Annotated in this window: 21 protein-coding genes; 7 read left to right on the forward strand and 14 right to left on the reverse strand. The window is 64.2% G+C overall.

Annotated features, from left to right (window positions below):
* Positions 1-9: 9 nt before the first annotated feature.
* From VN934_04315 to cmk, 6 genes are all read right to left on the reverse strand, one after another.
* On the reverse strand, positions 10-729 hold the full coding sequence (locus tag VN934_04315) for a glycosyltransferase family 2 protein (GenBank protein ID HXM18013.1): 720 nt from the start codon (positions 727-729) through the stop codon (positions 10-12).
* A 1-nt stretch (position 730) separates the two neighbouring features.
* On the reverse strand, positions 731-3,982 hold the full coding sequence (locus VN934_04320; protein ID HXM18014.1) for a phospholipid carrier-dependent glycosyltransferase: 3,252 nt from the start codon (positions 3,980-3,982) through the stop codon (positions 731-733).
* Between the two features lie 156 nt (positions 3,983-4,138).
* A complete protein-coding gene (locus VN934_04325; protein ID HXM18015.1) occupies positions 4,139-5,134 on the reverse strand; it encodes a polyprenyl synthetase family protein in 996 nt (331 codons plus the stop codon).
* Between the two features lie 9 nt (positions 5,135-5,143).
* Complete coding sequence (gene ispH, locus VN934_04330) at positions 5,144-6,022, reverse strand: 4-hydroxy-3-methylbut-2-enyl diphosphate reductase (GenBank protein HXM18016.1); 879 nt, start codon at positions 6,020-6,022, stop codon at positions 5,144-5,146.
* An 8-nt stretch (positions 6,023-6,030) separates the two neighbouring features.
* On the reverse strand, positions 6,031-6,624 hold the full coding sequence (locus VN934_04335; GenBank protein ID HXM18017.1) for a lysophospholipid acyltransferase family protein: 594 nt from the start codon (positions 6,622-6,624) through the stop codon (positions 6,031-6,033).
* Positions 6,621-7,310: a (d)CMP kinase gene (gene cmk / locus VN934_04340; GenBank protein HXM18018.1), complete on the reverse strand. Its 690-nt coding sequence runs from the start codon at positions 7,308-7,310 to the stop codon at positions 6,621-6,623. Before cmk ends, VN934_04335 begins: the two co-directional genes overlap by 4 nt.
* Before the next feature lie 120 nt (positions 7,311-7,430).
* Here cmk and hutH point away from each other — a divergent pair, with 120 nt between their 5' ends.
* From hutH to VN934_04355, 3 genes are read left to right on the forward strand one after another with little or no spacing between them, the layout of a single operon-like run.
* Complete coding sequence (gene hutH / locus VN934_04345) at positions 7,431-8,963, forward strand: histidine ammonia-lyase (GenBank protein ID HXM18019.1); 1,533 nt, start codon at positions 7,431-7,433, stop codon at positions 8,961-8,963.
* Between the two features lie 4 nt (positions 8,964-8,967).
* Entirely contained in the window at positions 8,968-10,623 is a 1,656-nt protein-coding gene (gene hutU, locus VN934_04350) for a urocanate hydratase (GenBank protein HXM18020.1), read from the forward strand.
* Positions 10,623-11,339, forward strand: coding sequence for a pirin family protein (locus VN934_04355; protein HXM18021.1), 717 nt, complete (start codon positions 10,623-10,625; stop codon positions 11,337-11,339). The genes hutU and VN934_04355 overlap by 1 nt, the downstream gene beginning before the upstream one ends.
* Here the strand turns inward: VN934_04355 and VN934_04360 are convergent.
* From VN934_04360 to VN934_04375, 4 genes are all read right to left on the reverse strand, one after another.
* Positions 11,334-12,296, reverse strand: coding sequence for a hydroxymethylglutaryl-CoA lyase (locus VN934_04360; GenBank protein HXM18022.1), 963 nt, complete (start codon positions 12,294-12,296; stop codon positions 11,334-11,336). The genes VN934_04355 and VN934_04360 overlap by 6 nt on opposite strands.
* A gap of 56 nt (positions 12,297-12,352) precedes the next feature.
* On the reverse strand, positions 12,353-14,329 hold the full coding sequence (locus tag VN934_04365) for a biotin carboxylase N-terminal domain-containing protein (protein HXM18023.1): 1,977 nt from the start codon (positions 14,327-14,329) through the stop codon (positions 12,353-12,355).
* The gene (locus VN934_04370) at positions 14,320-15,093 is read right to left on the reverse strand and encodes an enoyl-CoA hydratase-related protein (GenBank protein HXM18024.1); all 774 of its coding nucleotides are present in this window, start codon (positions 15,091-15,093) and stop codon (positions 14,320-14,322) included. Before VN934_04370 ends, VN934_04365 begins: the two co-directional genes overlap by 10 nt.
* Before the next feature lie 81 nt (positions 15,094-15,174).
* Positions 15,175-16,782, reverse strand: a complete 1,608-nt coding sequence (locus VN934_04375) for a carboxyl transferase domain-containing protein (GenBank protein ID HXM18025.1) — start codon at positions 16,780-16,782, stop codon at positions 15,175-15,177.
* A 68-nt stretch (positions 16,783-16,850) separates the two neighbouring features.
* Here VN934_04375 and ftcD point away from each other — a divergent pair, with 68 nt between their 5' ends.
* Genes ftcD through VN934_04390 form a run of 3 tightly spaced genes read left to right on the forward strand, consistent with a single transcriptional unit; the run spans position 16,851 to position 19,461 of the window.
* Positions 16,851-17,729, forward strand: a complete 879-nt coding sequence (ftcD, locus tag VN934_04380) for a glutamate formimidoyltransferase (protein HXM18026.1) — start codon at positions 16,851-16,853, stop codon at positions 17,727-17,729.
* Positions 17,723-18,994, forward strand: coding sequence for an imidazolonepropionase (gene hutI / locus VN934_04385; GenBank protein ID HXM18027.1), 1,272 nt, complete (start codon positions 17,723-17,725; stop codon positions 18,992-18,994). Before ftcD ends, hutI begins: the two co-directional genes overlap by 7 nt.
* Positions 18,994-19,461: an ATP-binding protein gene (locus VN934_04390; GenBank protein ID HXM18028.1), complete on the forward strand. Its 468-nt coding sequence runs from the start codon at positions 18,994-18,996 to the stop codon at positions 19,459-19,461. Before hutI ends, VN934_04390 begins: the two co-directional genes overlap by 1 nt.
* On the opposite strand, the gene pfp is transcribed toward VN934_04390, so the two are convergent.
* From pfp to VN934_04410, 4 genes are all read right to left on the reverse strand, one after another.
* On the reverse strand, positions 19,439-20,683 hold the full coding sequence (gene pfp, locus VN934_04395) for a diphosphate--fructose-6-phosphate 1-phosphotransferase (GenBank protein ID HXM18029.1): 1,245 nt from the start codon (positions 20,681-20,683) through the stop codon (positions 19,439-19,441). The genes VN934_04390 and pfp overlap by 23 nt on opposite strands.
* A gap of 1 nt (position 20,684) precedes the next feature.
* Positions 20,685-21,227, reverse strand: coding sequence for a hypothetical protein (locus VN934_04400; protein HXM18030.1), 543 nt, complete (start codon positions 21,225-21,227; stop codon positions 20,685-20,687).
* Entirely contained in the window at positions 21,217-21,792 is a 576-nt protein-coding gene (locus tag VN934_04405) for a hypothetical protein (protein HXM18031.1), read from the reverse strand. The genes VN934_04400 and VN934_04405 overlap by 11 nt, the downstream gene beginning before the upstream one ends.
* Before the next feature lie 81 nt (positions 21,793-21,873).
* Entirely contained in the window at positions 21,874-24,378 is a 2,505-nt protein-coding gene (locus VN934_04410; protein HXM18032.1) for an ATP-dependent Clp protease ATP-binding subunit, read from the reverse strand.
* A 421-nt stretch (positions 24,379-24,799) separates the two neighbouring features.
* Here VN934_04410 and mptA point away from each other — a divergent pair, with 421 nt between their 5' ends.
* Positions 24,800-26,302, forward strand: a complete 1,503-nt coding sequence (mptA, locus tag VN934_04415; GenBank protein ID HXM18033.1) for a GTP cyclohydrolase MptA — start codon at positions 24,800-24,802, stop codon at positions 26,300-26,302.
* Positions 26,303-26,309 lie beyond the last annotated feature (7 nt).

The raw sequence follows: 26,309 nt of genomic DNA on the forward strand, positions 1-26,309 counted from the left end.
AGAAGATCCTCATGCTTTCGCGCCGTCGGGCTTGGGCGCCGGGTTCAGCGGCAAACCGAAGCGCAGGCGCAAGATGTCGCGGATGGTGCGCATGATCACGCCGACGGTCGCGCCCTTGGACTGTCCGGTGGTGCGCGGGTAGTGGTGCACGCCGATCTCGACCATCGACACGTTGCGCCGGCGTAATTTTATGAGCAGTTCGGAGCTGATGAACGCGCCGTTGGATTCCAGCTCGATGCCGTCCAGCGCCTCTCGCCGGAACATCTTCCAAGCGCAGTCGATGTCCCGGACGCGCAAACCGAACACGAGCCGAATGATAAGCCGATACGTCCTGGCGATGAACAGGCGATGCGGCGGATCGCTGCGCTTGATGCGGTAGCCGGCCACCACCGGCGCACTTGAAAGCAGCGCAAGCGTTTGGGGCAATTCTTGCAGATCGAATTGTCCGTCCGCGTCGGAGAAAAAGATCACCTCTTTGCGCGCGCCGGCAAAACCGCTGCGCAGCGCCGCGCCATAACCCTTGTTGACGCCGTGCTGGATGAGGCGCACGCGCCGATCTTCAGCGGCCAGGCGCTCGACGATCTGAGCCGTCGCATCCTTGCTGCCGTCGTCGACTACGATGACCTCAAAGTCGCTCTCGAGCGGAGCCACCGCCGCGATCGCCTTGCGCACGGTCTGCTCGATAATGCCTTCCTCGTTGAACGCCGGGAAGAACACCGAAAGCGACACGTCAGATCCAGCCCCACCAGCCGGGCGCGCCGCCGGACAGCCACATGCGCGACTGCCATTGCGCTTGGGTGATATGCCCGCCCGACAGCAGCGGATAGAAGTACATGAACATCCACAGGCACGCCACGAGGTAGCCGCCGACCGCGAGCTGCGCCGTCAAGCGCCAGGTGCGGTCCTCTTGTGAGACTGCATCCGCCCAGATCCAGAAACGCTGCAAGACGTAGGTCGTGCACAGACAGATGATCGCCAAGTTGTTAAAGACATTGTATTGGAAATCGATGCGCGGCGAACCCATCCACGGCAGCCAGTGCACGAAGTATGCGAAGACCACGAGGAGCATGCCTTTGTGCCTTGCCCGCCACGCCAGCAGCCCCGCGAGAGGAACCGTGATCACGCCGGCAATCCAGACCGCTGGGTTGGGCAGCGCCAAGATCTCGGCCACGATCTGCACCGGGTCTTTCGGACCGGTGAACGTCTTATAGTAATAGGAGACTGGGCGCAAGTCGAACGGCCAGGTCCACCACTTCGAGCTGTACGGGTGCGTGGCGGTGGCGACCGTGTCGTGGTGGTACACGTACATCGAGTGTTGCAAGATCAGCAGGTCTTGGAAGGTCTTGCCCAAGCTGAAGTACGGGATGTAGGTCAGGACATACACGCCAAAGGCGAGCGCGAGCGTCGCGCCCAGGAACAGCGGCAAGCGCCAGCCGATCGGATTGCCCCAAACGAAGCGGCGCGGCGCACTGCTCGCATCGCTCTTGCCCGCCGATTTCGCGGGGTTCGCCGCGAAGAATTGCTGCGCGATGACGAATCCGCCGATGCACCAGATGGCGAAGAGATCGAACGCGCCGTACCACTTGCTCGCGCCGGCGCAACCCAGCGCGAGTCCGGTGAGCACCAGCCACACGCCCCAGCGCTGCTGATCCGCGATCGGTTCCGTCTTGGTCGAGCCGGAGATGGAGCCCTCGACCCACCACGTGACCTTGTCGCCGCCTTCGACCGCCTCAGCCCCGTCGGGATTCCACGTCACCCGTTGCTCGCCGTCGTTGAGGGTGGCGCCTTTGAGCGAACGCTTCTCGCCGCTTGGGAACGTCACGTTGGTGCCGTCCGCCCATGTGCCGTCGGGATAGACGACGTTCTTGCCGGTCTCGCGCTGGGTGCGCTCGCGCAGCGCCCTCCATACGCATACTCCACCCATGGCGAGCATGAACGCGATGAAGATGCCCAGGGGAACAGCCTGACCGGATGCCGTTTGATAGAAATTCGTCTCCAGCGCCACGAACGAAACGATGGCGAGCAGCACGAGCGCGGCGATGAAGTTGTTGGACGCCGGATACGTGATCTTGTCGACACGCCTTACGATCTGGACCGACGTCCAAAAGCGATAGCCGCAATACAACGCCGCGAGCGAGAACAACGCGACGTAGATCTCGGGCACCGCGATGCGCGAATGCACGTAGAAAAAACCGCTCGTGAGCAGCAGGAACACCGCGACGAGCGCCGCGGCGGTCGAGCTGAAGAGCCGCTTGGCAAAGGCGTACAGCAATGGGACTAGCAGCGTGCCCGCGAGCACCACGGCAACGCGCGAACTCACCGGATCGCCGACGCGATTCTTCACGAAGAAGGCCCCAAAGGCCATGCTGTGATTTACGAGCCACGCACCGAACGCCGGAAGGAAGATCTGGAAGAACCACGCGGTAGCGGCCATCGCGAGTTTCGGCAGCGGTGGATGCGTCCACTCGAACACGTCTTTGTGTTGGAGATACTCTTGCGCGGAGCGCGCGTAGTATATCTCATCGAAAATGCGCTCGTTCGGGTTTGACAGACCGTAGAACAACCACAGACACGTGCCTGCGGTGAGGCCCAGCACGATCAAGCGATCTGCGCGCGCGAGCGCCACCAACCCCTCGACCAGTTGCGGCGCGGTCCGCCCGGCGAGTCGCACCCCGCGTGCAAACCATGCGTTGAGCCCGGCGCCGAACTCTTCGACGAGGAACGTGGCCGCGAGCACGAACAACACCAGCACGTTCAGCAGCGAAAGCGGATGGACGAGCAGCGGATTGAGATCCTGGCTCGGGGTCTTCAGGTACTGGAGCGCGTAGGTCAGGTTGACGAGGAACGTCACCGACAGCACGGCCGTGGAAATGCGCGTGATCGGCCCCAGGTTCCACACCAGCGGCGCGAGCGCGATCGCCGAGAACAAGTAGCGCTCGTGCATGCGCGTGAGAACCATGAAGTAGCCGAGCATCGCCAAGAAGCAAGCGAATAGGAGCACCCGCTCGCTCTGCTGTGGAGCGGGGCCATTTGAATCCTGCGTGCCGCGCCACTGCCGGAACATGATGGCGAGCATGAGTCCGTTGAAGATGATCAATCCCCACAGCCACTGCGGGCCGCCTTTGGCGCCGAAGAGCGTCGGGAGCCACGACAGCCAAGGAACGGTGCCAAGCATGGTCGGCTGGTTGTCAGGCTGCCAGAAATCGTGCGCGATCGAATAGAGATTGAACGCGTTGACCGAGTTGAACGGATAGACATCGCGTCCATGACCGTATTGGCCGTATAGCCACGCTAAGGTGTCGAGCGGATGCGCGTTGGGCGCGAAGGGCGCCGAACCGAGATACGCAACGCCGAGTCCGATAATCGGGATGAGCGCCAGGCGCCAGTGCAACCCTTGGCGCCGGATCTGCCATAACAGCAGCAGCGGCGCCACCGCGATCGGGTGGGGCTTGATCAGCACGGCGAACGCCAGCGCCAACCAGGCGAACTCAAAACGGTCGGTGAGCGCGAGGTAGATCGCCCATGCCAAGAAGACGGCGGCGACCGAGTCCGCCTGCCCCCACACCGCGGATACGAACCAAATCGCGGGGTTGAATGCGATGATGCCGGCCGCGAAGAGCGATGCCGAGGTGTTCCACATGCGGCGCGCGATGAGGAACACCAAGTAGCACAGCCCGAGATCCGCGATGACGGCGGGCAACTTGACCAGGTACAATAGCAAGTCGAAATGGGGTCCGGCCAAGCCTGCCAACGCGTGGTGCAGGCCGGCGACGCCCCATAAGATGAGCATGTAGCCAGGCGGATAATCGACGAATCCGGCGTGGCTATAGAAACCGTGCAGGCCATAGATGCCGATGGCGTTGGTCCAGGCCTCGAAGGTTCCGATGTCGGTCGTGTGTCCGACGGCCGGCAGAAACAGCAGCCGCAGCACGAAGGCGCCGGCCAAAAGACCGGCGATACCGAGGATCTCATTCTTGGCCAACGGCGATCCAGCGGCGCTCCCCTTGCCCTCAGAGGGTGCGGCCAAGGTTGAACCCGGCCGGGCTGTTAGCGATTGAGCCGCCGGCGTTGCGGGGGCGGGATTACGTTTTGACACTGGATGCCATCGTTCTCCCCTGCGGACGGGGCGGCCCTGCTGCTACGCGCTGCGCTCCCGCCACTGCTGCACGAAATCGGCGAGCGGCGGCAGATCTCTTGCGCGATCTGCTGCGTCGTCGAAGTGCTGCGCGGCTGCGCGCGCGGCCGCGACCCGAGCTCCACAGCGTTCTAGCGCGATGCGAAGTTCCGAAACTTCTTGCGCTTGCGCTTCTGGGACTTGCGCCTCGGAACGCGTGAATGCACGTCGGATGATCTCGCCCGCCCCACTCGGATCATTTTCGAGCGCCCACACGATCGGATAGGTCATCTTTTGGCGCGCGATGTCGCTGCCGGCAGGCTTGCCGGTATGCTCCGTCGCTCCCCAGATGCCCAGCACGTCATCTTGGATCTGAAATCCAAGGCCAAACGAACGACCGATGCTCGAAGCCTGTTGCACGGCGGCCTCGCTCGCGCCGGCGCAGCGCGCTCCGAGGCGCCCGGCGCACGCGAAAAGCGCGGCCGTCTTGCCGCCGATCATCTCGAGGTACGCGGCGACGTGCAGCGCCGCGGCGCCTTCGGCATCCAGGTCGAGTGCCTGACCTTCGCACATCTGCACGTTCGCAGTTGCCAGATCCAGGCCCATATCGCGCGCCGCCTGTGCGCTCACGCCGGCTTCTTCTTCCACGCTTTCGAGCGCGAGGTGCGCAAGCGCACCGACCGCATCCCCCGCATTGATGCCGTGTGCGAGCCCGTAACGCGACCAAATCGTCTCGCGGCCGTGGCGCAGCGTGTCGCTGTCTTCGATGTCATCGTGGATCAGCGAGTAGTTGTGCAGCAATTCGATGGCGGTGCATGCGCCGTACGTCGCCGGCGCCGGTGCGCCGTGCGCCGCGGCTGCGGCGAGCACCATGCGCGGACGCAGGCGCTTGCCGCGCCGCGGCTTTTCGCGGCCTGCGTCGAGGTAACCGAAATGGTACGCGATCTGCGCAAAGACAGGGTTGTCGCGGGCGTGGCGCCGGAGAAAGGCTTCGAAGTATGCTTCGAAGGCGTCGAGCATTTTCCGGGGCTAAAGCCCCGGCACTACAGGCCCCGCCGTTGAATAGGCCGGTTCCGGGAACCAGTCGCGCAGGGTCTGCTCGATCTCATCGGCGAGGAAGCCGGGCGTCGACGCGCCGGTCGCGATACCCACGCGCTCCGAGCCGTCGAACCACTCGCGCTTGAGATCGGCGACGCTCTCGACGAGATGCGCTTTGGCGCCTTCGACTTCGGAGATCTCGGCGAGATGGCGCGTGTTGGCCGATTTCGTACCGCCGACCACGACCATCACATCGACGTCGCGGGCGAGCTGCCGCGCGGAGAGCTGACGGCCCTGGGTGTCGGGGCAAATCGTGTTGTAGATGCGCGTCTCGTAATTAATCGCGGCGATCTTCGCCACCAACTCTTTGAACTTGTCTTCGTTGAGCGTGCTCTGCGACACGATCGCGATGCGCCGCATCCGCCGTATCGGCGTTTCGTCTTGCGGCCATTCGTTGAGGATCAACGCGCCAGGCACGTGACCCGCGATGCCGCGCACTTCGGGATGATTGGGATCACCGAGGATGATGACGCTACGGCCTTCGTCTTGCAGCTTCTTGGCGAGTTTCTGGGTGCGCGTCACCATCGGGCAGGTCGCGTCCACGACGCGCAGGCCCTTGGCTTCGGCCTTTTCCAGAGTCTGCGGCGGCAGGCCGTGCGCGCGCACGAAGAGCGTGCCGGCATCGATGTCGTCAAGGGATTCGGTGTTCTTGAGACCGCGATCTTCCAGCTCTTTGACGATGAGCGGATTGTGGACGATATTGCCCATGGTGTACACGTCTTCGCGCTCCGCCGTTTCGGCCAACGCGCGTTTGTACGTCAGCTCGACGCCGAAACAGAACCCCTGAGTGCGCGCCTTGAGTATCTCCACGAAGCTCCTTACTCGGCCGCCAGCGCATCGATCGCTTGGGTGACCTGGCCGGTCCACTGCTCGATTTCCGCTTTCGTGGCTTTTCTTTGGCTTCCCTGGAGAAGCATGGGCTTGCCTATGCGCACGCGCACATGGCTGCCGCGAAACCGTCGCATCCCGAATTGGGTTCTGACGAGCGCGACGGGAATTAGCGGCACCTTTGCGGTGGCCGCGAGCAGCACGGCGCCGCCTTTGGCTTGGACATCGCCTGTGAGGTTTCGCGTGCCTTCGGGGAAAATGCCGACCACGCCGCCGGCGTTGAGTATCTTCAGCGCGCGGCGCACGGACGCTAAATCCGCTTTTTCTCGATCGACCGGAAACGCATGAACGTGATCGATGATCCAGCCGAGCACCGGGATCTTGAACAGCTCTTGCTTGGCCATGTAGTGGATCGTGCGCGGAAACCACGTGCCGAGCAGCGGCGGGTCGAGATACGAGCGATGGTTGGCGGCGACGACAAGACCGCCTTCGGGGGGCACGTTTTCGGTGCCCTCGACCTTGGCGTCGAAGAGCAGGCGCGTGGTCGGCCTTAAGGTCGTTTTGATGACGTTGTAGAGGCTCACAACTTTGCTGCCGCCGCTCTGACGCCGCGCTCGAGCAGCTCGACGACCTGATCGACCGAGAGCTTCGACGTATCGACTTCGACGGCGTCCGGCGCTTTGACGAGCGGCGACGTCTTGCGCGCGCGATCGCGTTGATCGCGGCGCTCGATCTCGGCGCGCAGCGCCACACGATCCATCTGGATCCCCTGCTCGCGAAGCTCGCTCAGACGCCGATCCACGCGCGCGTCAAGCGTGGCGGTCAGGAAGAACTTCACCGTCGCGTGCGGCAAGATGACGGTGCCGATGTCGCGGCCGGCCATGACGACGTCGCGCTCGTCCGCGAAGCCCCGCTGCGTGGGGACGAGGCGTTCGCGCACCCCTCGCATCGCGGCGATCGACGAAACCGCGCGCGACACCGGCGGCGCGAACAGCTCCTGCGCGACTTCCTTGCCCGCGACTCGAATGGTATATGCTCCACCTGACGGACCGCCCTCGCTGATTTGAGGCGGTTCGCGTTCGAGCAGCGCGACTACGGCCGCCTCGTCGTCGGTGCTGACGCCCCGCTCGAGCGCGAGCAGCGCGACAGCGCGATACAGCGCGCCGGTGTCGAGAAAGGTGCAGCCCAAGCGCTGCGCGAGCCGAGCCGCGACGGTGCTTTTGCCGGATGCGACCGGACCGTCGATAGCGACTTGCAAAGGTCTTTTCAAGCGTGGCCGAGTTTCGCTCGGAAGACGGTGCCCGACCTCCGGGGCTAAAGCCCCGGCACTACATTTGAGCGGAGCCGGAAAGGCGGACGGCGGCGCCGCTCCCTCGAACGCCCGTCTGCGATGCCAAACGCGCCGATTGTGCACATCGACGGGACCAATCTGACCATTCCGCTCGTCAATGCGATCGCGGCGGGTGGCGTCAATGTCCGGCTCGCCGATTCCGTGCGCCCCCTCGTGGATGCCGGCCGGCACATCGTGGAGCAAGCGGTCGCAGCCGGGGAACGCATTTATGGCGTCACGACGGGGTTCGGCAGGCTGAAAAGCGTCAAGATCGAGCCGCGCGATGCACTGGCGCTGCAGCGCAACCTCGTGCTGAGTCACTCGACCGGTGTCGGCCCGCCGCTGCCCGAAGGCGCGACGCGTGCGAGCGTCTTGCTGCGCGCGCATTCGCTCGCACGCGGCTACTCCGGCGTGCGCGTCGATGTCATCGACTTGCTTTTGGAACTTATCAATCGCGACGTGCTCCCCGTGATCCCCTCTCAAGGCTCGGTGGGTGCCTCTGGGGATCTCGCGCCGCTGGCGCACATGTCCCTCGTGCTCATCGGCGATGGCGAGGCATTCGTGCACGGCAAGCGCATGGATGGCGCCGCCGCCTTGAAGGCGGCCGGGCTTTCTCCGCTCACCCTTTCTTATAAGGAAGGTTTGGCTCTGGTCAACGGCACGCAGGTGATGACCGGCATCGGCGCGCTGGCCGCGTTCCGGGCCGAGAATGCCTGCAAAGCCGCCGACATCGCTTCGGCGATGAGTCTCGAAGCGTTCATGGGCACGGATGCCGCATTCGACGAGCGGCTCAACGCGCTGCGGCCGCATCCTGGTCAGACGCGCGTCGCCGCGAACCTGCGCCGCTTGCTGCGCGGCTCGGGCGTGATGGAATCGCATCGCGATTGCGACCGCGTGCAGGATCCATACTCGTTCCGCTGCATACCGGTCGTGCACGGCGCGGTGCGCGACGCGCTGCATTTCGTCCAGAACACGCTCGAGATCGAGATGAATTCGGTGACCGACAACCCGATCGTGTTTCCGGAAGACGGGTCGTTCGTCTCCGGCGGCAACTTTCACGGCGAGCCGGTCGGCTTGGCGATGGACTACCTCGGCATCGCCATCGCGGAACTAGGCTCGATCGCCGAGCGGCGCATCTACAAGCTGCTCGAAGGCCTCGAGGGGTTACCCCCGTTTCTGAGCGAACGGCACGGGCTGCATAGCGGCTACATGCTGGCCCAATACACGGCTGCCGCCCTCGTGTCCGAAAACAAGACGCTGGCGTTTCCCGCATCGGTCGATTCCATTCCGACGTCGGCCGGCCAAGAAGATCACGTCAGCATGGGCACGATTTCCGCGCGCCAGTGCGCGCAAGCTATCGAGAACGTGGAGAACGTGATCGCGATCGAACTGCTGGAAGCGGCGCAAGCGCTCGATTTTCGCCGGCCGCTCGAATTCGCGCACGGCACTGCTATTGGTCACCGCCTCGTGCGCGAGCACGTACCGCACCTGGACGTCGACCGCAACGTGAGCTTGGAGATCGCGGAGATCCGCCGGTTGGTTTCGAGCGGCGAGTTGGTGCGCGCGGTGGAATCGGAAATCGGAGGCTTGTGATTCCTTGACCGTCTCATTGCCGCGCGTGGTGCGTGCGCCACGCGGCCCGCAACGTACCTGTCTTGGCTGGGGCCAAGAAGGCGCGATGCGCATGCTCATGAACAATCTCGATCCCGAGGTCGCGGAGCGGCCGCAGGATCTGGTGGTGTACGGCGGGAGCGGACGCGCCGCGCGTTCGTGGGAGGCCTTCGACGCGATCGTGCGGACGCTGCGCCGGCTCAAGAACGACGAGACGCTGCTCGTCCAGTCGGGCAAGCCGGTCGCCGTCTTTCCGTCGCACGAAGCGGCGCCGCGCGTGTTGATCTCCAACGCCATGCTGGTGCCAGCGTGGGCGACGTGGGAGACCTTCCGCGACCTCGAAGCGCGCGGTCTGACGATGTTCGGTCAGATGACGGCCGGCTCGTGGATCTACATCGGCACGCAAGGCATCTTGCAAGGCACCTACGAGACGTTTGCCGCGCTTGCGGACAAGCATTTCGGCGGCTCGCTTTCGGGGCGCATCGTGCTGACGGCCGGCCTGGGAGGCATGGGCGGCGCGCAGCCGCTGGCGGTCACGATGTGCGGTGGTGTTTCGATCGTGGTGGAGGTCGACCCCGAGCATATCGAGCGCCGCATCAAAGCCCGCTTTTGCGACGTCTCCGCGATGACGTTGGACGAGGCGCTGACTTTAGCTCAGGGCGCCGCGCGGGATGGCCGGTCGCTTTCCATAGGTCTGCTCGGCAACGCCGCTGAGGTGTTCCCCGAAATGCGGCGCCGCGGCGCGGCGATCGACGTCGTCACCGACCAGACCGCTGCGCACGACCTGCTCGCGGGATACGTGCCGGCGGGTTTCGATTTGGAAGGCGCCGCGGAACTGCGGCAAGCGGATCCGGCGCAGTACGAGCGCCGCGCTCTTGAGTCTATCGCCGTGCAGGTGAGCGCGATGTTGGAGTTCCAGCGCGCCGGCGCCGTGGTGTTCGACTACGGCAACAACATCCGCGCGCAAGCGCGGCGCGCCGGAGTGAAGGATGCGTTTGCGTTTCCTGGTTTCACGCCGGCGTTCATCCGTCCGTTGTTCTGCGAGGGCAAGGGGCCGTTTCGCTGGGCTGCGTTGTCGGGCGACGCGAAGGATATCGCGAGTCTCGATGACGCCCTACTCGAGACGTTTCCGCACAACGTCCGGCTGCGCCAATGGATCGAGATGGCGCGCGAGCGCGTGACTTTCCAAGGGCTTCCGGCCCGGACCTGCTGGCTGGGTTACGGCGAGCGGCGCGAGTTCGGTCTGCGCATCAATGACATGGTCAAACGCGGCAAACTTGCGGCGCCGATCGTCATCGGCCGCGATCATCTCGACACCGGTTCGGTGGCGTCACCCTATCGCGAGACTGAAGCGATGCTTGACGGCTCCGATGCTATTGCGGATTGGCCGATCTTGAACGCGTTGATCAACGCCGTCGGCGGCGCGCATTGGGTCAGCGTGCATCACGGCGGCGGCGTGGGCATCGGCTACTCGATCCACGCCGGCATGGTGGTCGTGGCCGACGGCTCGGCTGATTCAGAGGCGCGCCTGTCGCGCGTGCTGACGAGTGATCCCGGCATCGGCATCGTGCGCCACGCCGACGCCGGCTATCCCCAGGCCATCGCGGCCGCCGACCGGCACCACCTGGATTGGAGATTTTGATGGAAACACAACGCGCCGTGTTCACCGTTCAGCGCTCGGACGATCGCTATTGCGCCGATCATGGCTGGCTCAAGACGTGTCACTCCTTCAGCTTCGCCGACTACCAGGACCCGAGCAATCAGAATTGGGGCGCGCTGCGCGTGCTCAACGACGACACGATCGCGCCGGGTGAAGGCTTTCCGGCGCATCCGCATCGCGACATGGAAATCCTGACGTACGTCCTTGACGGCGAACTGGAACATCAGGACGATATGGGCAATCGCGGGGTCGTCGGCCCCGGTTCCGTGCAGTACATGAGCGCCGGTACCGGCGTGAAGCATTCCGAATTCAACCACTCCAAGGAACGCCCGCTGCATCTCGTGCAGATGTGGGTGTTGCCGGGCCAGCGGAGCGTGAAGCCGTCGTATGGTCAGCGCGAGTTCACGCTCGACGATCGGCGCAACCGCTGGCTGCTGGTTGCGAGCGGCCGGCCCGGCGAGGGCGCGCCCGTGAAGCTGATGCAGGACGCCAGTTTCAGTGTTGCGCGGCTCGAGGCTGCATCTCTTTCGCACGAATTCGCGCCCAGCCGTTTTGGATTTCTCTTCGTCACCGACGGCACGCTGTCGGCGAATGATGAACAGCTCAAAGCGGGCGACGCGGTGCGCATCGCTGGGGTTCCGTCGCTGAAGATCGCAGGTAGCGGCGAACTCCTTTTGTGGGATCTGCCGCCGCTATAAGCGTTTCGATCGCAGATGCGCTTGGAAATACTTGCTCGTGGGGGCATGATCGAGCGCGTCTGCCAGCAATGACGTAGCCGCGACCACCTTTTCGAGCGAAGCGCCCGTTTCGATGCCCATCCCCTGAAGCATATACAGCAGGTCCTCGGTGGCCAGGTTGCCGCTTGCGCCGGGGGCGTACGGGCATCCGCCGAGGCCGCCGGCGGACGAGTCGAATATCGCTATGCCCATCTCAATCGCAGCGACGACGTTCGCCAGCGCGGTTCCCCTCGTATCGTGGAAGTGCATCGCCAGCCGTCCACGATCGATGCGCGCGAGGAGCTCATCCGTCAATTCATAGACTTGCTTGGGCGTTGCGACACCGATGGTGTCGCCGATGCTCAACTCGTCGATGCCCAGCGCCACGAGCCGGCTCGCGACGTCAAGAACTTTGGCCGGCGCGATCGCACCCTCGTAGGGACAACCGAAGCACGTCGAGATGTAGCCGCGCACGCGGATCTTATGGGCCAGGGCCTTTTCAACGACCGGCTTGAAGCGCTCGATCGATTCGGCGATGGTCGCGTTGATGTTATGTTTGTTGAACGTTTCGGATGCGGCGGTGAAGACCGCGATCTCTTGCGCGTTCGTCGCAAGCGCGCGCTCTAGGCCTTTTTCATTCGGCACGAGCACGGAATAGCGCACGCCGACCTTGCGTTGGATACGCCGCATGACTTCGTCGGCGTCGGCGAGTTGCGGAATGGCGCTTGAGCTGACGAACGAGGTCGCTTCGATGACCGGCAGGCCTGCGTCTGAGAGCGCGTCGATGAAGCGCACCTTGACGTCGGTCGGGATCTGCGCCTTTTCGTTCTGCAGGCCGTCGCGCGGACCGACCTCGACGATTGTGACGCGCTTCGGCAACTTTGCGAGCAACTGCGCCATATCGAGCGAGTTCGGATTAGCCGGACTAAAGTCCGGCATACCACATATCACGATACCACACCGGGGCTAAAGCCCCGGCACTACAATCAACCTTGTCAAGACGGGGTCACTTCGGCGAGCGTGGTGCCCGCGTCTACGCGATCTCCGGATTTGACGTTCACCGCCGCCACTATTCCGTCATACGGCGCCGCTACCGCGTGCTCCATCTTCATCGCTTCCATGACGACCAGGACTTGATGCGCCTTGACGCGATCGCCCGGCTTCACGGTGACCTTCACGACGGTGCCGGTCATCGGCGCGACGGCGCCGGTGCCGCTGCGGGAAACGGATCCGTGCGTCTCCGCGTCCATCACGTCCGGCGGTGCAAACGTCAACTCGCCGCAATAGACGTCGGATACGAAAATGCCGTTGGCGGTCGGCGCCGCCGCGAAACTTCTTTCCGAACCGTCGAGGGTCAAGCTGAACACGTACGGCGCGCGCTTGCGCACCAAGGCTTCTTGGTCCCCCGCTTTGCTGCGCCAGGCGGCTGCCTCCCAATCGTAGCTCAGCGCGACTTCGCTTGTGCGCGGCCGCTGGAAACGCACGACTCTATTTTCAAACGTTTGTCGCCACGCGCCGCCCAAAAGCATCAACGCGCCGGCGCCCGCCAGCATCGCCCTCGCGAAGCTCTCGTCGTCGTATAACCGCTCCGGCCGGAAATGTTCTTCGAGAAAGCGCGTCGTCGTCGCGCCTTGTGCGAACGCGGGCGTTGCAACCAGCCAGCGCAAAAATGAGATGTTGTTCGACACGCCCAGGATCGTGTAGTCGGCGAGCGCCGCGCGTAGTCGGGCGATGCACGCGGCGCGCGTTTGATCGAAGACGATCAATTTCGCCAGCAAGGGGTCGTAGTGAACGGACACCTCGCTGTCCGCTTCGATCCAGGTGTCGAGCCGCACGCCATCATCGTGCGGCTCAAAGACGTGGATGATGCGACCGCTCGACGGCAAGAACCCGTTGGACGGATCTTCGGCATAGACGCGCACTTCGATGGCGTGGCCGCGCGACGCGACTTCTTTCTGCTGGAGTTCCAGCGGCTTGCCGGCAGCGATGTCGATCTGCTCCCGCACCAGGTCGACACCGGTCACCGCTTCGGTGATCGGGTGCTCGACTTGCAGGCGCGCGTTGATCTCCAAGAAATAGAACTCGCCGTTCGCATCGAGCATGAACTCGACGGTTCCGGCGTTCGTGTAGCCGACGGACTTTGCGATCGCGATCGCGGCTTCGCCGAGGCGTGCGCGCAGGTCGGGCGTCACCGCGGTTGACGGCGTTTCTTCCAGAACTTTCTGGTGGCGGCGTTGGATCGAGCATTCGCGCTCGTTGAGATGGATGCAGTGACCGTGCGCGTCGGCGAGGATCTGCACCTCGACGTGCCTTGGATCGGCGATGTACTTCTCGAGGAACACTGTGTCGTCGCCGAACGCCGCTTTTGCTTCGCGCTTGGCGCTCTCGAGCGCATCGTCAAAAGCCGTCAGCTCGGTGACGAGGCGCATGCCTTTGCCCCCGCCACCAGCCGCCGCCTTGAGCATGAGCGGTGTGCCGATGCGCTTTGCCTCGCGTGCGAGCGCGGCGGGAGATTGGTCGGCGCCGAGATAGCCCGGAACGGTCGGCACGCCGGCCGTTTGCGCGGCCTTCTTCGCCGAGATCTTGTTGCCGGCGGCGCGCATGGCGGCGGCGCTTGGCCCGATGAAGACGATGCCGCTGTTTTCGCACGCCTGGGCGAAGTCGGGGTTTTCAGATAAGAACCCGTAGCCGGGGTGGATGGCGTCCGCCCGGCTCTCGCGAGCAACCGCGAGAATGCGCTCGATGTTGAGATACGAGTCGCGCGCCGGCGCCGGCCCGATGAGCAGCGTCGTGTCGAGTTCGCGCACAAGTCGCGGGGAGAGGTCCCCTTGGGCATACACGCCGATGCTGTAGATCTTCATCGCGCGGCACGTGCGCGCGATGCGCAGCGCGATCTCGCCGCGATTAGCGATGAGCAGTCGCTTGATCGGCCGGAGCGCCGCGGTCGCTTTGGTTTTAGCCTTTACCGCCAATTCGGCTTGCGCTTTTCGATGAACGCGCGCAGGCCTTCCTGACCTTCGGCGCTGGCTCGGCGCTCAGCGATGCGGCGTGCCGTCCATGGCTGCGCGTCCGAGAGCGGCATCGAGCCGACGGTTTTCGCGATTTCCTTCGCCGTCCGCGCCGCCTGCGGGCCGGCGCTTAGCGACTCTTCGACCTTCCGCTGCACCGCTGCATCCAATCCGGCGGCCGGCACGACTTCGTGCACCAAGCCGATCCGTAGGGCGCGCGTCGCATCGAAGCGTTCACCGGTGGTGAACAGCGCTCGTGCGTGCGTCTCACCGATCTTGCGCACGACGAAGGGCGAGATGACCGCCGGCACGATGCCGAGTTTGACTTCCGTGAATCCGAAAATGGCGTCATCGCTTGCGATGACGCTGTCGCATGCCACGAGCAGACCTGCTCCGCCGCCCAGCGCCGCGCCTTGAACCTTTGCGAGCACCGGAACCGGACACTCGTTGATGGCGCGGAACATGTGCGAGAGGCGGAGCGCGTCGTCGAAATTCTCTTGCTGCGACCATGCGAGGCTCGCTTGCATGTACTTGATGTCGGCGCCGCCGCAGAACACGCTTCCCGCTCCGTCGAGCACCACGAGGCGCAGCGCGTCGTCGCCCGCGAGGTCTGTGAAGATCTTCGTCAGGGCGGCGATCGCCGGCTGATCGAGCGCATTGCGCACCTCCGGGCGGTTCAGCGTCACCCGGGCGATCGGGCCCTCTCTGGTCAGCACGACGGTTTCCATGATCACCTCTCCGAGCTCGCTTCGCTCGCTCGGAACACTACATCCCGGGGCTAAAGCCCCGGCACTACATCCGAGGAGTATTTACATTCGGAAGACGCCGAAGCGCGTCGCGGGCAACGGCGCATTCGCGGCGGCCGAAATGCCGAGCGCCAGCACGGCTCGCGTATCCGCCGGATCGATGATGCCGTCATCCCACAAGCGCGCCGTGCTGTAGTACGGGTTGCCTTCGGCTTCGTAGCGCTCGAGGATGGGCCGCGTGAACGCCTCGCGCTCCTCGTGCGACATCGTCTTGCCCTGTTTTTCCAACGCTTCCAGGCGCACGGTCAAGAGCACGCTGGCCGCCTGCGCTCCGCCCATGACCGAGATGCGCGCGTTGGGCCACATCCATAACTGGCGCGGCGAGTACGCGCGACCGCACATCCCGTAGTTGCCCGCGCCGAACGAACCGCCGATGATCACCGTGAACTTCGGCACCTCCGCGTTGGCCACGGCCATCACCATCTTGGCGCCGTCCTTGGCGATGCCGCCCTCTTCGTATTTCTTGCCGACCATGAAGCCGGTGATGTTCTGCAAGAAGACCAGCGGCACGCCGCGCTGGCAGCAGAGCTCGATGAAGTGCGTGGCCTTCAGCGCGCTCTCAGAGAACAAGATGCCGTTGTTGGCCAGAATGCCCACCGGTTGGCCTTCGATGTGCGCGAACCCGCACACCAGCGTCTGCCCGTAGAGCGCCTTGAACTCGTGAAACTCGCTCGCATCGACGATGCGGGCGATCACCTCGCGCACTTCGTAGGACTTGCGCCAGTCGCGCTGCACGATGCCGTAGAGCTCTGCCGGATCGTATTTCGGCGGCCGAGCTTCGCGCACTAGCCAGGGCACGGTCTTGCGCTTGCTCAGGTGAGTGACGATCTCGCGGCACATCGCCAATGCGTGCTCGTCCGAAAGCGCGTAGTGATCGGTGACGCCGGAAACCCGGGAATGCACGTCGGCGCCGCCGAGCTCTTCAGCGGTCACGATCTCGCCCGTCGCCGCTTTCACGAGCGGCGGCCCGGCGAGGAATATCGTGCCTTCGCCTTTGACGATGATCGTCTCGTCCGACATCGCCGGCACATACGCGCCGCCGGCCGTGCACGATCCCATCACCGCCGCGATCTGCGGGATGCCCTTGCTCGACATGCGCGCCTGGTTGTAGAAAATGCGCCCGAAATGCTCGCGATCGGGAAACACCTTGTCTTGCAGCGGCAAGAACGCGCCGCCCGAGTCCACCAGATAGACGCACGGCAGATGATTCTGCTCGGCGATCTCCTGCGCGCGCAGATGCTTCTTGACCGTGATCGGGAAGTATGTTCCGCCTTTGACGGTGGCGTCGTTGGCGATGACCACGCACTGGACGCCTTCGATGACCCCGATGCCGGTGACCAGGCCTGCAGCGGGCGCCTCGCCCTTGTACATATCCCACGCAGCCAGCGAGGATAGCTCCAGGAACGGGCTCTGCGGATCGAGCAGCCGCGCCACGCGTTCGCGCACCGGCAGTTTCTTGCGTGCGACGTGTTTGGCCATCGCCTCTGCGCCGCCGCCGTGGCTGACGAGTTCGTGTCGCCGGCGCAGCTCTTCGAGCAGCGCTAAAAAATACGCGCGATTATCCGCGTACTCTTTGGAAGCTGGATCCACGCGCGATGCGATGACGGCCATCTGGTGCGCCCTTGAGATTACCTTTCGCCAGGGACGGCGCCTGCTCGGGGCCAACGCTATCAGCGCAAATGGCCAGCGTCTTCGAATGCGTGCCCAACGTTTCCGAAGGCCGGCGTCGCGACGTGATCGAGGCGATCGGCGCCGCCGCTTCTGACGGGCCCGGCGTCGTGCTCGTCGACACGCAAAGCGATGCATCGCACAATCGCTCCGTGTACACACTCGTCGGCACGGCTGACGGCGTCCTTGACTCCGCTTTGCGGCTTGCCGGCGCCGCCATCGAGCGCATCGACCTTCGCACCCAACGCGGCGAGCATCCCCGCATGGGTGCGGTGGACGTGATCCCGTTCGTGCCCTTGAGCGGGGCGAGCATGGATGAAGCCATCGAACTCGCGCGCCGCTGCGCGAACGAGATCTGGCAGCGTCACCGTGTGCCTTCCTATTTCTACGAGCGCGCCGCGACAAAACCGGAGCGGCGCGATCTGGCGGCGATCCGCAAGGGGCAATTCGAAGGCTTGCTGACCGCGGTGAAGGACCCGGCGCGCCACCCCGACGTCGGCGAAGCGGAGCTCCATGCCAGCGCCGGTGCCGTCGCCATAGGCGCGCGCGATTTTTTGATCGCCTACAACGTCAATCTCGCGACGTCGGATCTGAAACTCGCCGAACGCATCGCCGTCGCCGTGCGCCAGCGCAGCGGCGGACTGCTGGGCATCAAAGCCCTTGGCTTCACCTTGACCAAAGACGTCGTGCAGGTCTCGATGAACCTCGTCGACATCAACGCGGCCCCGCTGCACCGTGTGACCGAACTCGTGCGCCGCGAGGCAGCGGCCGCCGGCGTCAGCGTGTGCGGTTGCGAACTTGTGGGCCTTGCGCCGCTCTCGGCGATCGCCGCGGCTGCCGCGTACTACCTCCATCTCGAGCGCATCGATTCAGCGCAGGTCACGTGGTAGCGTCTCTTTCCGGAGCGTCGACCTACGCGCTTTTCAATGCCACGCTCGTGACGCTCGCGCCGCTTGCCGCGCGGCTGCCCAAGGGCGGGCCGGTTTCAGAAGATGACCTCGGTCTCGTCAAAGGTGGCGTGCTAGTCGTTGAGGACGGCGTCATCAAAGCCGCGGGCTCGCGCGAGGCGTGCGCGCAAGCGATCAGCGAGCTGCTCGTGCGCCAGCGCGCCAGCCTGCCGGAGATCGACATGCGCGGCGATGTGGTCATGCCGGGATTTGTCGACGCGCACACGCACGCGCTCTTCGCCGGCAATCGCATCGCCGATTTCGACGCGTTGATCGCCGGCGAAAAGCCGCTACTCGGCATCCGCTACACGGTCGAGCAGACCAGGGCCTGCGGCATCGAAGCGCTCGTCGCGATCGGGCGGCGGCACTTGGGGCTCATGCGCGCGCACGGCACCACGACTGCGGAGATCAAGAGCGGCTACGCGCTCACCGCCGAAGGCGAAGGCGCGATGCTCCAGGCGATGCGCATGCTCGACCAGGACAACGCGATGCCCCGCGTGGTGGCAACGTTTTGCGGCGCGCACGCGCTGCCCCCGGAATTCGAGGATTTCGATGCGTTCACCGATGCGCTCGTCACCGACTTCCTGCCGGTGGTGTCGGATCTCGGCATCGCCCGCTTCGCCGACGCTTTTTGCGAAACCGGATTCTTCAGCGTGGAGCAGAGCCGGCGCTTCCTTCAGGCCTGCGCGGCCAAAGGCATGGGCCTGCGCATTCACGCGGACGAGCTCGCCGCGAGCGGCGGCGCTAAGCTCGCCGCGCAACTCCACTGCACCTCCGCCGATCACCTCAACTACATCGGCGAGGACGACATCGCTGCGCTGCGCGAGAGCAGCACGACCGCGGTGCTCTGTCCGACCACCGCTGAGTTTCTCGGTCTTGCGCGGCGTGCGCCGGCTCGAGCGCTGATCGAAGCAGGCGTTCCCGTCGCGTTGGCCACGGACTTCAACCCTGGCACGTCGCCTTGTTACTCGCTGCAAGCGGTGGCGCACAGCGCTCGGCGCTCCCTGCACATGAGCAGCCCGGAAGTCATCGCGGGACTCACGCTGTATCCGGCGCTCTCACTCGGGCTGGGGCAAAAAGTTGGAGCGCTAGCGCCCGGCCGGCTAGCGGACCTCGTGGTCTTGGACACCCCCGACTATCGAGAGTTAAGCTACTTTTTTGGCGGCAATCTTGTTAGAACGACCCTGTGCGGGGTAAAAAATGATTAGTGAACGCGCTTGGAATGGGAAAAACGACGAGGGGTGGGGCGGCGCAGCCGTTTCGAGCGACGTTTCCAAGCGCTTACCGCTCGGTCGCCGAAGCCCGGCATGCCGCGACTGAATTCGCCATTCAATGCGGTTTCTCGCTCGCCGATGTCTGCGACATCGCCCTCGCGGTCGGTGAAGCGTGCAATAACGCCGCCGAGCACGGCCACGTCGAGCAAGGTCACTTTTCGGTTGGTTGCTCGTTCGACGGACAAGATCTGCGCGTGCAGATCGCGGATGGCGGCTGCGGCTTTGATCTCGCGGGCAAGGGCCTGGGGCAGCTCGGCGAGCCTGCCCAGCGCGGGCTCGGCATCTTCATCATGCGGGCGCTCATGGACGATGTCAGCTACGACATGACGGATCGCGGCACGAGCGTCGAAATCGTGAAGCGTTTGTCGAAGAATGGAGCTAGCGCGGGACCACGCTCCTGAAGCGCGCGGTGAACGCCGCGGGAGTGAGTCCTGCCGCGGTCGCGAGTTTTTCCACGCGCGGCGTCTCGAAGTCGGAGTTTTCAAGCCTGATCATGTATTTGCGCCCAACTTCGTACGCCTCGGTCTTGGTGTCGACCAGTCGAACCCGCACCCTGCCTGTCTGAGGATCGAGCATGTCCTCAAGCGTCACAGGTTCGACTTTGCCACCGCGCAGCGCGACCATCGCCCCGGATCCGCCGCCGAGCAAGTAGCGCACCGCGCCGTAGCCGAGCGTGCGCGTGTACTCGAGATCGAACGGCAGCGGTTTGGCGCAGCGCAGCTCATAGCCGATGTCCTTCATCACCACGGTCATGTCAGCAAGCGACAAATCCTGAACGCGCTTGCGGATGACCGTACGCAGTTGATCGCCGAGGTCGACGTCAGTGAGGCGGATGTGACCGTATTGGTCGCGGGGCATGTCTGCAAGGGCCGCAAGCGTGCTCTCGTCCAGTCGCTCGACGACCCCCTCTGCCACGACGGCAACCCCGTGGTCATGACCCATCGCTCGTCGCTTGATCATGGCACCGATGATGATGTCGGCCACGGCCTCCAAGGAAAGCGCGCCTGCGGCGAATTCTTCGGGGATCACGGCGAGCGTCGCCCCGGCCGCCTTGCAGATGCCGAGCGACAGCGCGCCGGACTTGCGTCCCATGCAGATGACGATGTACCAGCGCGTGGTGGTCTTGGCGTCTTCCATCAGGCTCTCGACGATGTTCGAGCCGACGGCGCGCGCGGTTTCGAACCCGAACGCCGGCATGTTGTCGGGTAGCGGCAAGTCGTTGTCGATCGTCTTCGGCACCGTCGCGACCTGGAGCTTGCCGCCGGCCGCTTCCGCGATCTTGGCCGCGCCGAAGGTCGTGTCGTCGCCGCCGATGCACACGAGATGCGTGACGTCAAGCTCGCGCAGCGTCTTCACGCAGTTGCCGAGCGATTGCGCGTCTTTTGCCGGGTTGGTGCGCGACGTGCGCAAGATCGAGCCGCCCGTCCAATGGATGCGGCTCACGTCCTCGATCTGCAGCTCGGTGGTGTGCGTCGCGTCGCCGAGCACCAGCCAGCGATAGCCATCGTAGATGCCCACGACGCGACAACCTTCGTTCACGGCCTCGATGGCGGCAGACGCGATGACGCCGTTGATTCCCGGTGCAGGTCCGCCGCCGACGAGGATGCCGAGCGTTCGCGCCATGTCAGCTCTTGTCGAGATCGGCCATACGCGGAAGGCCGCGGCGCCAGTTCCCGTTGGGGTAGCGCCGGTTCCATAGCGTGGCTCGGACGGCTAGGTACTCGAAGTTCTCAAACGTCGCCTGGTTGCCATCGCTATTGCGCCGCGCCGCGACGATCGGCTCCAGCACTTGCCACGAGCGCAACACTTGCGCACTGGCGATATCGAGCCACGAAGCTTCGTCGAAGAGACCGTGTTTGGCGTATGCGCCGATTTGCTCCCAATAATCCGCGACCAGGAGCTCGGGGTGATCCGTCCGGCTCAACGCGCCGGCGCCGTATACCGCAAGGAATTCCGGATCCTTCAGCTTCTTCGGCAGCTCGTTGAACGTGTACTGGAAGTAGCGCTGCATCTCGGGCGACTCCCATAGCTGCATCAAGGCGAGCAGCGCGTTCATCTGATTGCTCGCCCGCAGATGGCGCAGCTGCACGATGGCGGCGATGGCGGTCGCGGCGATGACGGCGAACGTCAGGCCGGCGACGATGGTGCTCAACACCTCAAGAGACACGGGCTTGCGCTCCGGCATCGGCGGGGAACTTGTCCACGACCGGGAGATGCGGCGTGTTCGCCGGGTAGGTGCCGTCCGGATATTTGGCTTCCCATAGCATCGCCCGCGACGCGAGATACTCGAACATGTCGTAGACCTGCGAACCGCGCTTTCGCCGGATGATCGCGATGACCGGCTCCAGCTTGCGCCACGACGAGATGATCGGGTAGCTGTTGAGATCCAAGTACGCCTCCTCGCTGATATGGCCCAGCTTGATCAACGAGCCGACCGATTCCCAGAAATCAAGATAGGCGACCTCGGGATGCGCGAGCTTGTCGATCGGCGCGTGCGAGAGCTCCGCACGGTATGCAGGATCGAGCAGCTTGCGCTCAAGCTCTCCTTGGTGCACGAAATTCGCAATTTTACGGAATTCGGGCGCGGCCCATTTGTCCATGAGGCCGATCGTCGCCGTGATTTGATTTGACGCGCGCATGTGGCGCAGCTGCACGAGGGCGGCGATCGCTGTCGCAGTGACGACGACGAACGTGCCGAGGGTTGAGAGCGCAGAGATTGCTTCCCAACTCATCGATTCGTCGCCCCGAACGGAGCTAAAGCTCCGTCGCTACGCGAGGGGTCAGCCGGATCTGAAGATCCGGCTCCACCTCAGTCAGTTGCTCGACGGTCCGGGAGCGGGTTCTTTCTCCGTCGGCGGCGGCTTGAGCGGTTCGCCGGCCTTGCGGAAAACGCTCTTGCCGTCTTCGACGTCGAACAGGATCGCGTCGCCGACCTTGAACGTGCCGCGCAGCAGCTCTTCGGACAGCGGATCCTCGACCAGGCGGCCGATCGCGCGCCGCAGCGGGCGCGCGCCGAACGCCGGGTCCCAGCCTTCCTTGGCGATGAGGTCGCGCGCGGCTTCGGTCGCCGTGAGCGTCATGTGCTGGTTCTCGAGTTCCTTGACGACTTTGGCCAGCTCGAGCGACACGATCTGCTTGATCTGGTCGATGTCGAGCGAGTGGAAGACCACGATTTCGTCGACGCGGTTGAGGAACTCCGGCCGGAAGACGTGCTTGATCTCTTCCAGGATCTTGTTCTTCATCCGCTCGTAGCGTACGGCGACCGAGCCTTCTTCTTTGACCGGCCGGAAGCCGATCTCGGCGTTCTTCTGCATGCCGAGCGCGCCGATGTTGCTGGTCATGATGATGACCGTGTTCTTGAAGTCCACGACGCGGCCCTGACTGTCCGTCAGGCGGCCATCTTCGAGCACTTGCAAGAGCAGGTTGAAAACATCCGGGTGGGCTTTTTCGATCTCGTCGAGCAGCACCACCGTGTAGGGGCGACGGCGCACCGATTCGGTGAGTTGGCCGCCTTCTTCGTAGCCGACGTAGCCGGGAGGCGCGCCGACCAGCCGCGACACGGAATACTTCTCCATGTACTCGGACATATCGATGCGCACCATGTTGTCGGCGTCGTCGAACATGAACTCGGCCAGCGTGCGCGCGAGTTCGGTCTTGCCGACGCCAGTCGGCCCCAAGAAGATGAACGAGCCGATGGGGCGTTTGGGATTCTTCAGACCTGCGCGCGCGCGGCGGATCGCGCGCGAGATCACTTTGATCGCCTCGTCTTGGCCGACGATGCGTTTATGGATCGAGTCGTCCATGTGCAGCAGCTTTGCCGTCTCTTCTTCTTTGAGCTTGCTGACCGGGATGCGCGTCCAGGTGGAAACGATGTGCGCGATCTCCTCGGGCCCGACGGAATTGACCCGCTCGCCCTTCTCGCTGCGCTTTTCGACCCACTCGGCTTCCATCGTCGCCTTCTTGGCGCGCAGTTTCTCCTCTTTATCGCGGATCTGCGCGGCCTTCTCGAACTCTTGCGCTTTGATGGCGGCCTCTTTCTCGGCCTTCACCTTGCGGATCTCGGTCTCGACCTCGCGGATCTCCGGCGGCAGCGAGGTGGACTGCAGGCGCACGCGCGAGGCGGCCTCGTCCATGAGATCCACGGCCTTGTCGGGCAAGAAGCGGTCGCTGATGTAGCGGGCGGACAGGCGCGCGGCAGCTTCCAGCGCTTCGTCCGTGATCTTGACGCGGTGATGCGCCTCGTAGCGATCGCGAAGACCCTTGAGGATCTCCACCGTTTCTTCGACCGATGGTTCTCCGACCATGATGGATTGGAAACGGCGCTCCAGCGCTGAATCTTTTTCGATGTGCTTGCGGAACTCGTTGAGAGTGGTCGCGCCGATGCATTGCAGTTCGCCGCGCGCGAGCGCCGGCTTGATGATATTGCTGGCGTCGATCGCGCCTTCGGCCGCGCCAGCGCCGACCAGCGTGTGCAGTTCGTCGATGAATAAGATGATTTCGCCGGCCGCGGCGCGGATCTCGTCCATCACGCGTTTCATGCGCTCTTCGAACTCGCCGCGGTACTTGGTGCCTGCCACCAATCCGGCAAGGTCGAGCGTGATGACGCGCTTGTCGCGCAGCAATTCGGGCACGTCGCCGTTGATGACGCGTTGGGCCAGACCCTCGGCGATGGCGGTCTTGCCGACGCCGGGCTCGCCGATGAGCGCCGGGTTGTTCTTCGTTCGCCGCGAGAGGATCTGCACGACGCGCTCGATCTCGGTGTTGCGGCCGATGACCGGGTCGAGCTTGCCCTCGCGGGCGAGCTGCGTGAGGTCGCGGCCATAGGCATCGAGCGTCGGCGTCTTGCTCTTGCCTTTGGCGGCGGTTTGCGACTGCGTTTCGGCGCCTAGCAGCGAGGTGGTTTGGACGCGCACCTTTGCCGGGTCGACGCCGAGGTTGGTCAGGACGCGCGCCGCGACGCCTTCGCCTTCCCTGATGAGGCCGAGCAGCAAGTGCTCGGTTCCGATGTAGTTGTGATTGAGTTGGCGCGCTTCTTCGAAGGCCAGTTCGATCACGCGTTTTGCGCGGGGCGTGAACACCATCTCCTGCTGCACGGTTTGACCACCGCGCCCGACGATCGCCTCAACTTCCGCGCGAACCTTCGCCAGGTTGACTCCTAGAGTTTCCAACACTTTGGCGGCAAGGCTCTCGCCTTCGCTGATGATGCCGAGGAGGATGTGTTCCGTTCCAATGTAGTTGTTGCCGAGGCGCTGCGCTTCTTCTTGGGCCAGCACGATGCTGCGCCTGGCGCGCTCCGTGAACGGCTCCCACATTGACATCTAGTTTGTCTCTCCTTGTTAGGGGCGGTTTAACCCCCAACCACCTGTTCGACGCCCACCCCCTACTACATTCTAAACGAAAGGGGAGGGCGAATCGCTCGCCTCCCCTGAGATTTTCCCGAGCTTCGCTCGGGACGCTACATAAAAAGTATTTTCGATTGCAAGCCCCAAGCGATCTCGGTCCTTGCTGTACTGGTGCCCGGTCATCCCGGGAGACGTATCGGCTTTCGCTGGATCGGGCAATGGCCCAATCGCTACGCCCGGGTTACGCAACTCGGATGCGGGTCGGTGCCTGCGACCCGCTCGCCGATCAGTACGCGTCGGAGCGGCCCCTTGAGGCTTAATCGGATGATACGCTCGATGCATTTGCATGTCAAGTCAGGCGACGGACTTTCATGTCGCATGCGCGAAATGTTTGCGCATGACGGAATCGCGCCATTTCGTAGCGCTCGCACTCGGTTCCAACTTGGGCGACCGGCAAGGCAACCTTGCCGCTGCGCTGCAACAACTGCGTTCGGCTGTGGATATCTCGCGCATCTCGTCGCTCTATGAAACCGCGCCGGTGGGCTTCGCGCAGCAGCCCGATTTTCTTAACTTGACATGCGTCGGCAGCACTTTGCTCGAGCCGCGGGCACTGCGCGATGCGATGCTGCGCGCCGAGCGTTTTGTGGGCCGCGCAGCGTCGTTCCCGATGGGCCCGCGCGCGATCGACATCGATTTGCTGCTGTACGACGATCTGGTGCTGCGCGAACCGGATCTGACTATTCCGCACCCGCGCATGACCGAGCGCGCCTTCGTGCTGGTGCCGCTCGCCGAGATCGCGCCGGATGTTGTGCACCCGGTCGCTCGCCGCAGCGTTCGCGAGTTGGCGGCCGCGGTGGACAGCGGGGGCGTGCGGCGTTGCGAGGGCGGGTTGGTCGCGCGCATCCGGCACGACATGCAGGCGCAGCGGCCGGAAGTACCGCTGGCGCTGAACCGAGCCGGCGTTTCGGGCGTGAAAAGCGTGCTCAATGTGGCCTTTGCAGGCAGCCGGCAGACGAGCACGGTGGCGACTATCGACGTGTACGCCGACCTCGACGCGCAGCACAGCGGGGTGCACATGTCGCGTTTCTCTCAGGATTTAGAGGACGCACTTGCCGATATCGCGCGGGAACCGGCGAAGGGCATCGATTCATTCGCCGTAACGCTGGCCGAGCGGGTGGTGTCGAGCCAGCATGCGCGCGTGGCCCATGTCGAGATGCGAGCGGAGATCGCGCTGCCGCGCTACACGCCGGCCAGCGCGATTCCCACGCATCAATTCTACGACGTTCGCGGCGTGGCGGTCGTCGGCGCGGACTTTCGACGCAGCTTGCTGGGCGTCGAGGCGTTTGGCATCACGGCCTGCCCGTGCGCGCAATCCATGGTGGCGGAGCAGTCGCGCGAGCGCTTGCTCGCGGAGGGATTCTCGGAAGAACAGATCCGACGGGTTTTGGACGTCGTGCCCATCGCCACGCACAACCAGCGCAGCCGAGGAACGCTTCTCATCGGCGGCGATGCGAGTTTAGACATCCCGGCGATGGTGGAGATCGTGGAGCAATCCATGTCGTCGGAGACCTACGATTTGTTGAAGCGGCCGGATGAGCTCTTCGTGGTCAACAAGGCGCATCGGCAGCCGCGTTTCGTCGAGGATTGCGTGCGTGAGATGCTGCGCTATTCGCACGACGCGCTCGCCGCAGCGCCGGACGATGCGTTCGTGCTCGCGCGTCAGGTGAATTTCGAGAGCATCCACAAGCACGACGCCGTGGCGGAATCGTGCGCCATGCTCGGCGAATTGCGCCGCGAACTGCGCGGCGAGACGGGGGTGTCGCACACCACCCTCGAACAATGGTTGCATATCAGCAAGGGCGATGTAGTGTACCGAGCGAGCGAAGCGAGCTCGGACTAGGACCAAA

The organism is Candidatus Tumulicola sp., from assembly GCA_035601835.1.
Lineage (GTDB): Bacteria > Vulcanimicrobiota > Vulcanimicrobiia > Eremiobacterales > Eremiobacteraceae > DATNNM01.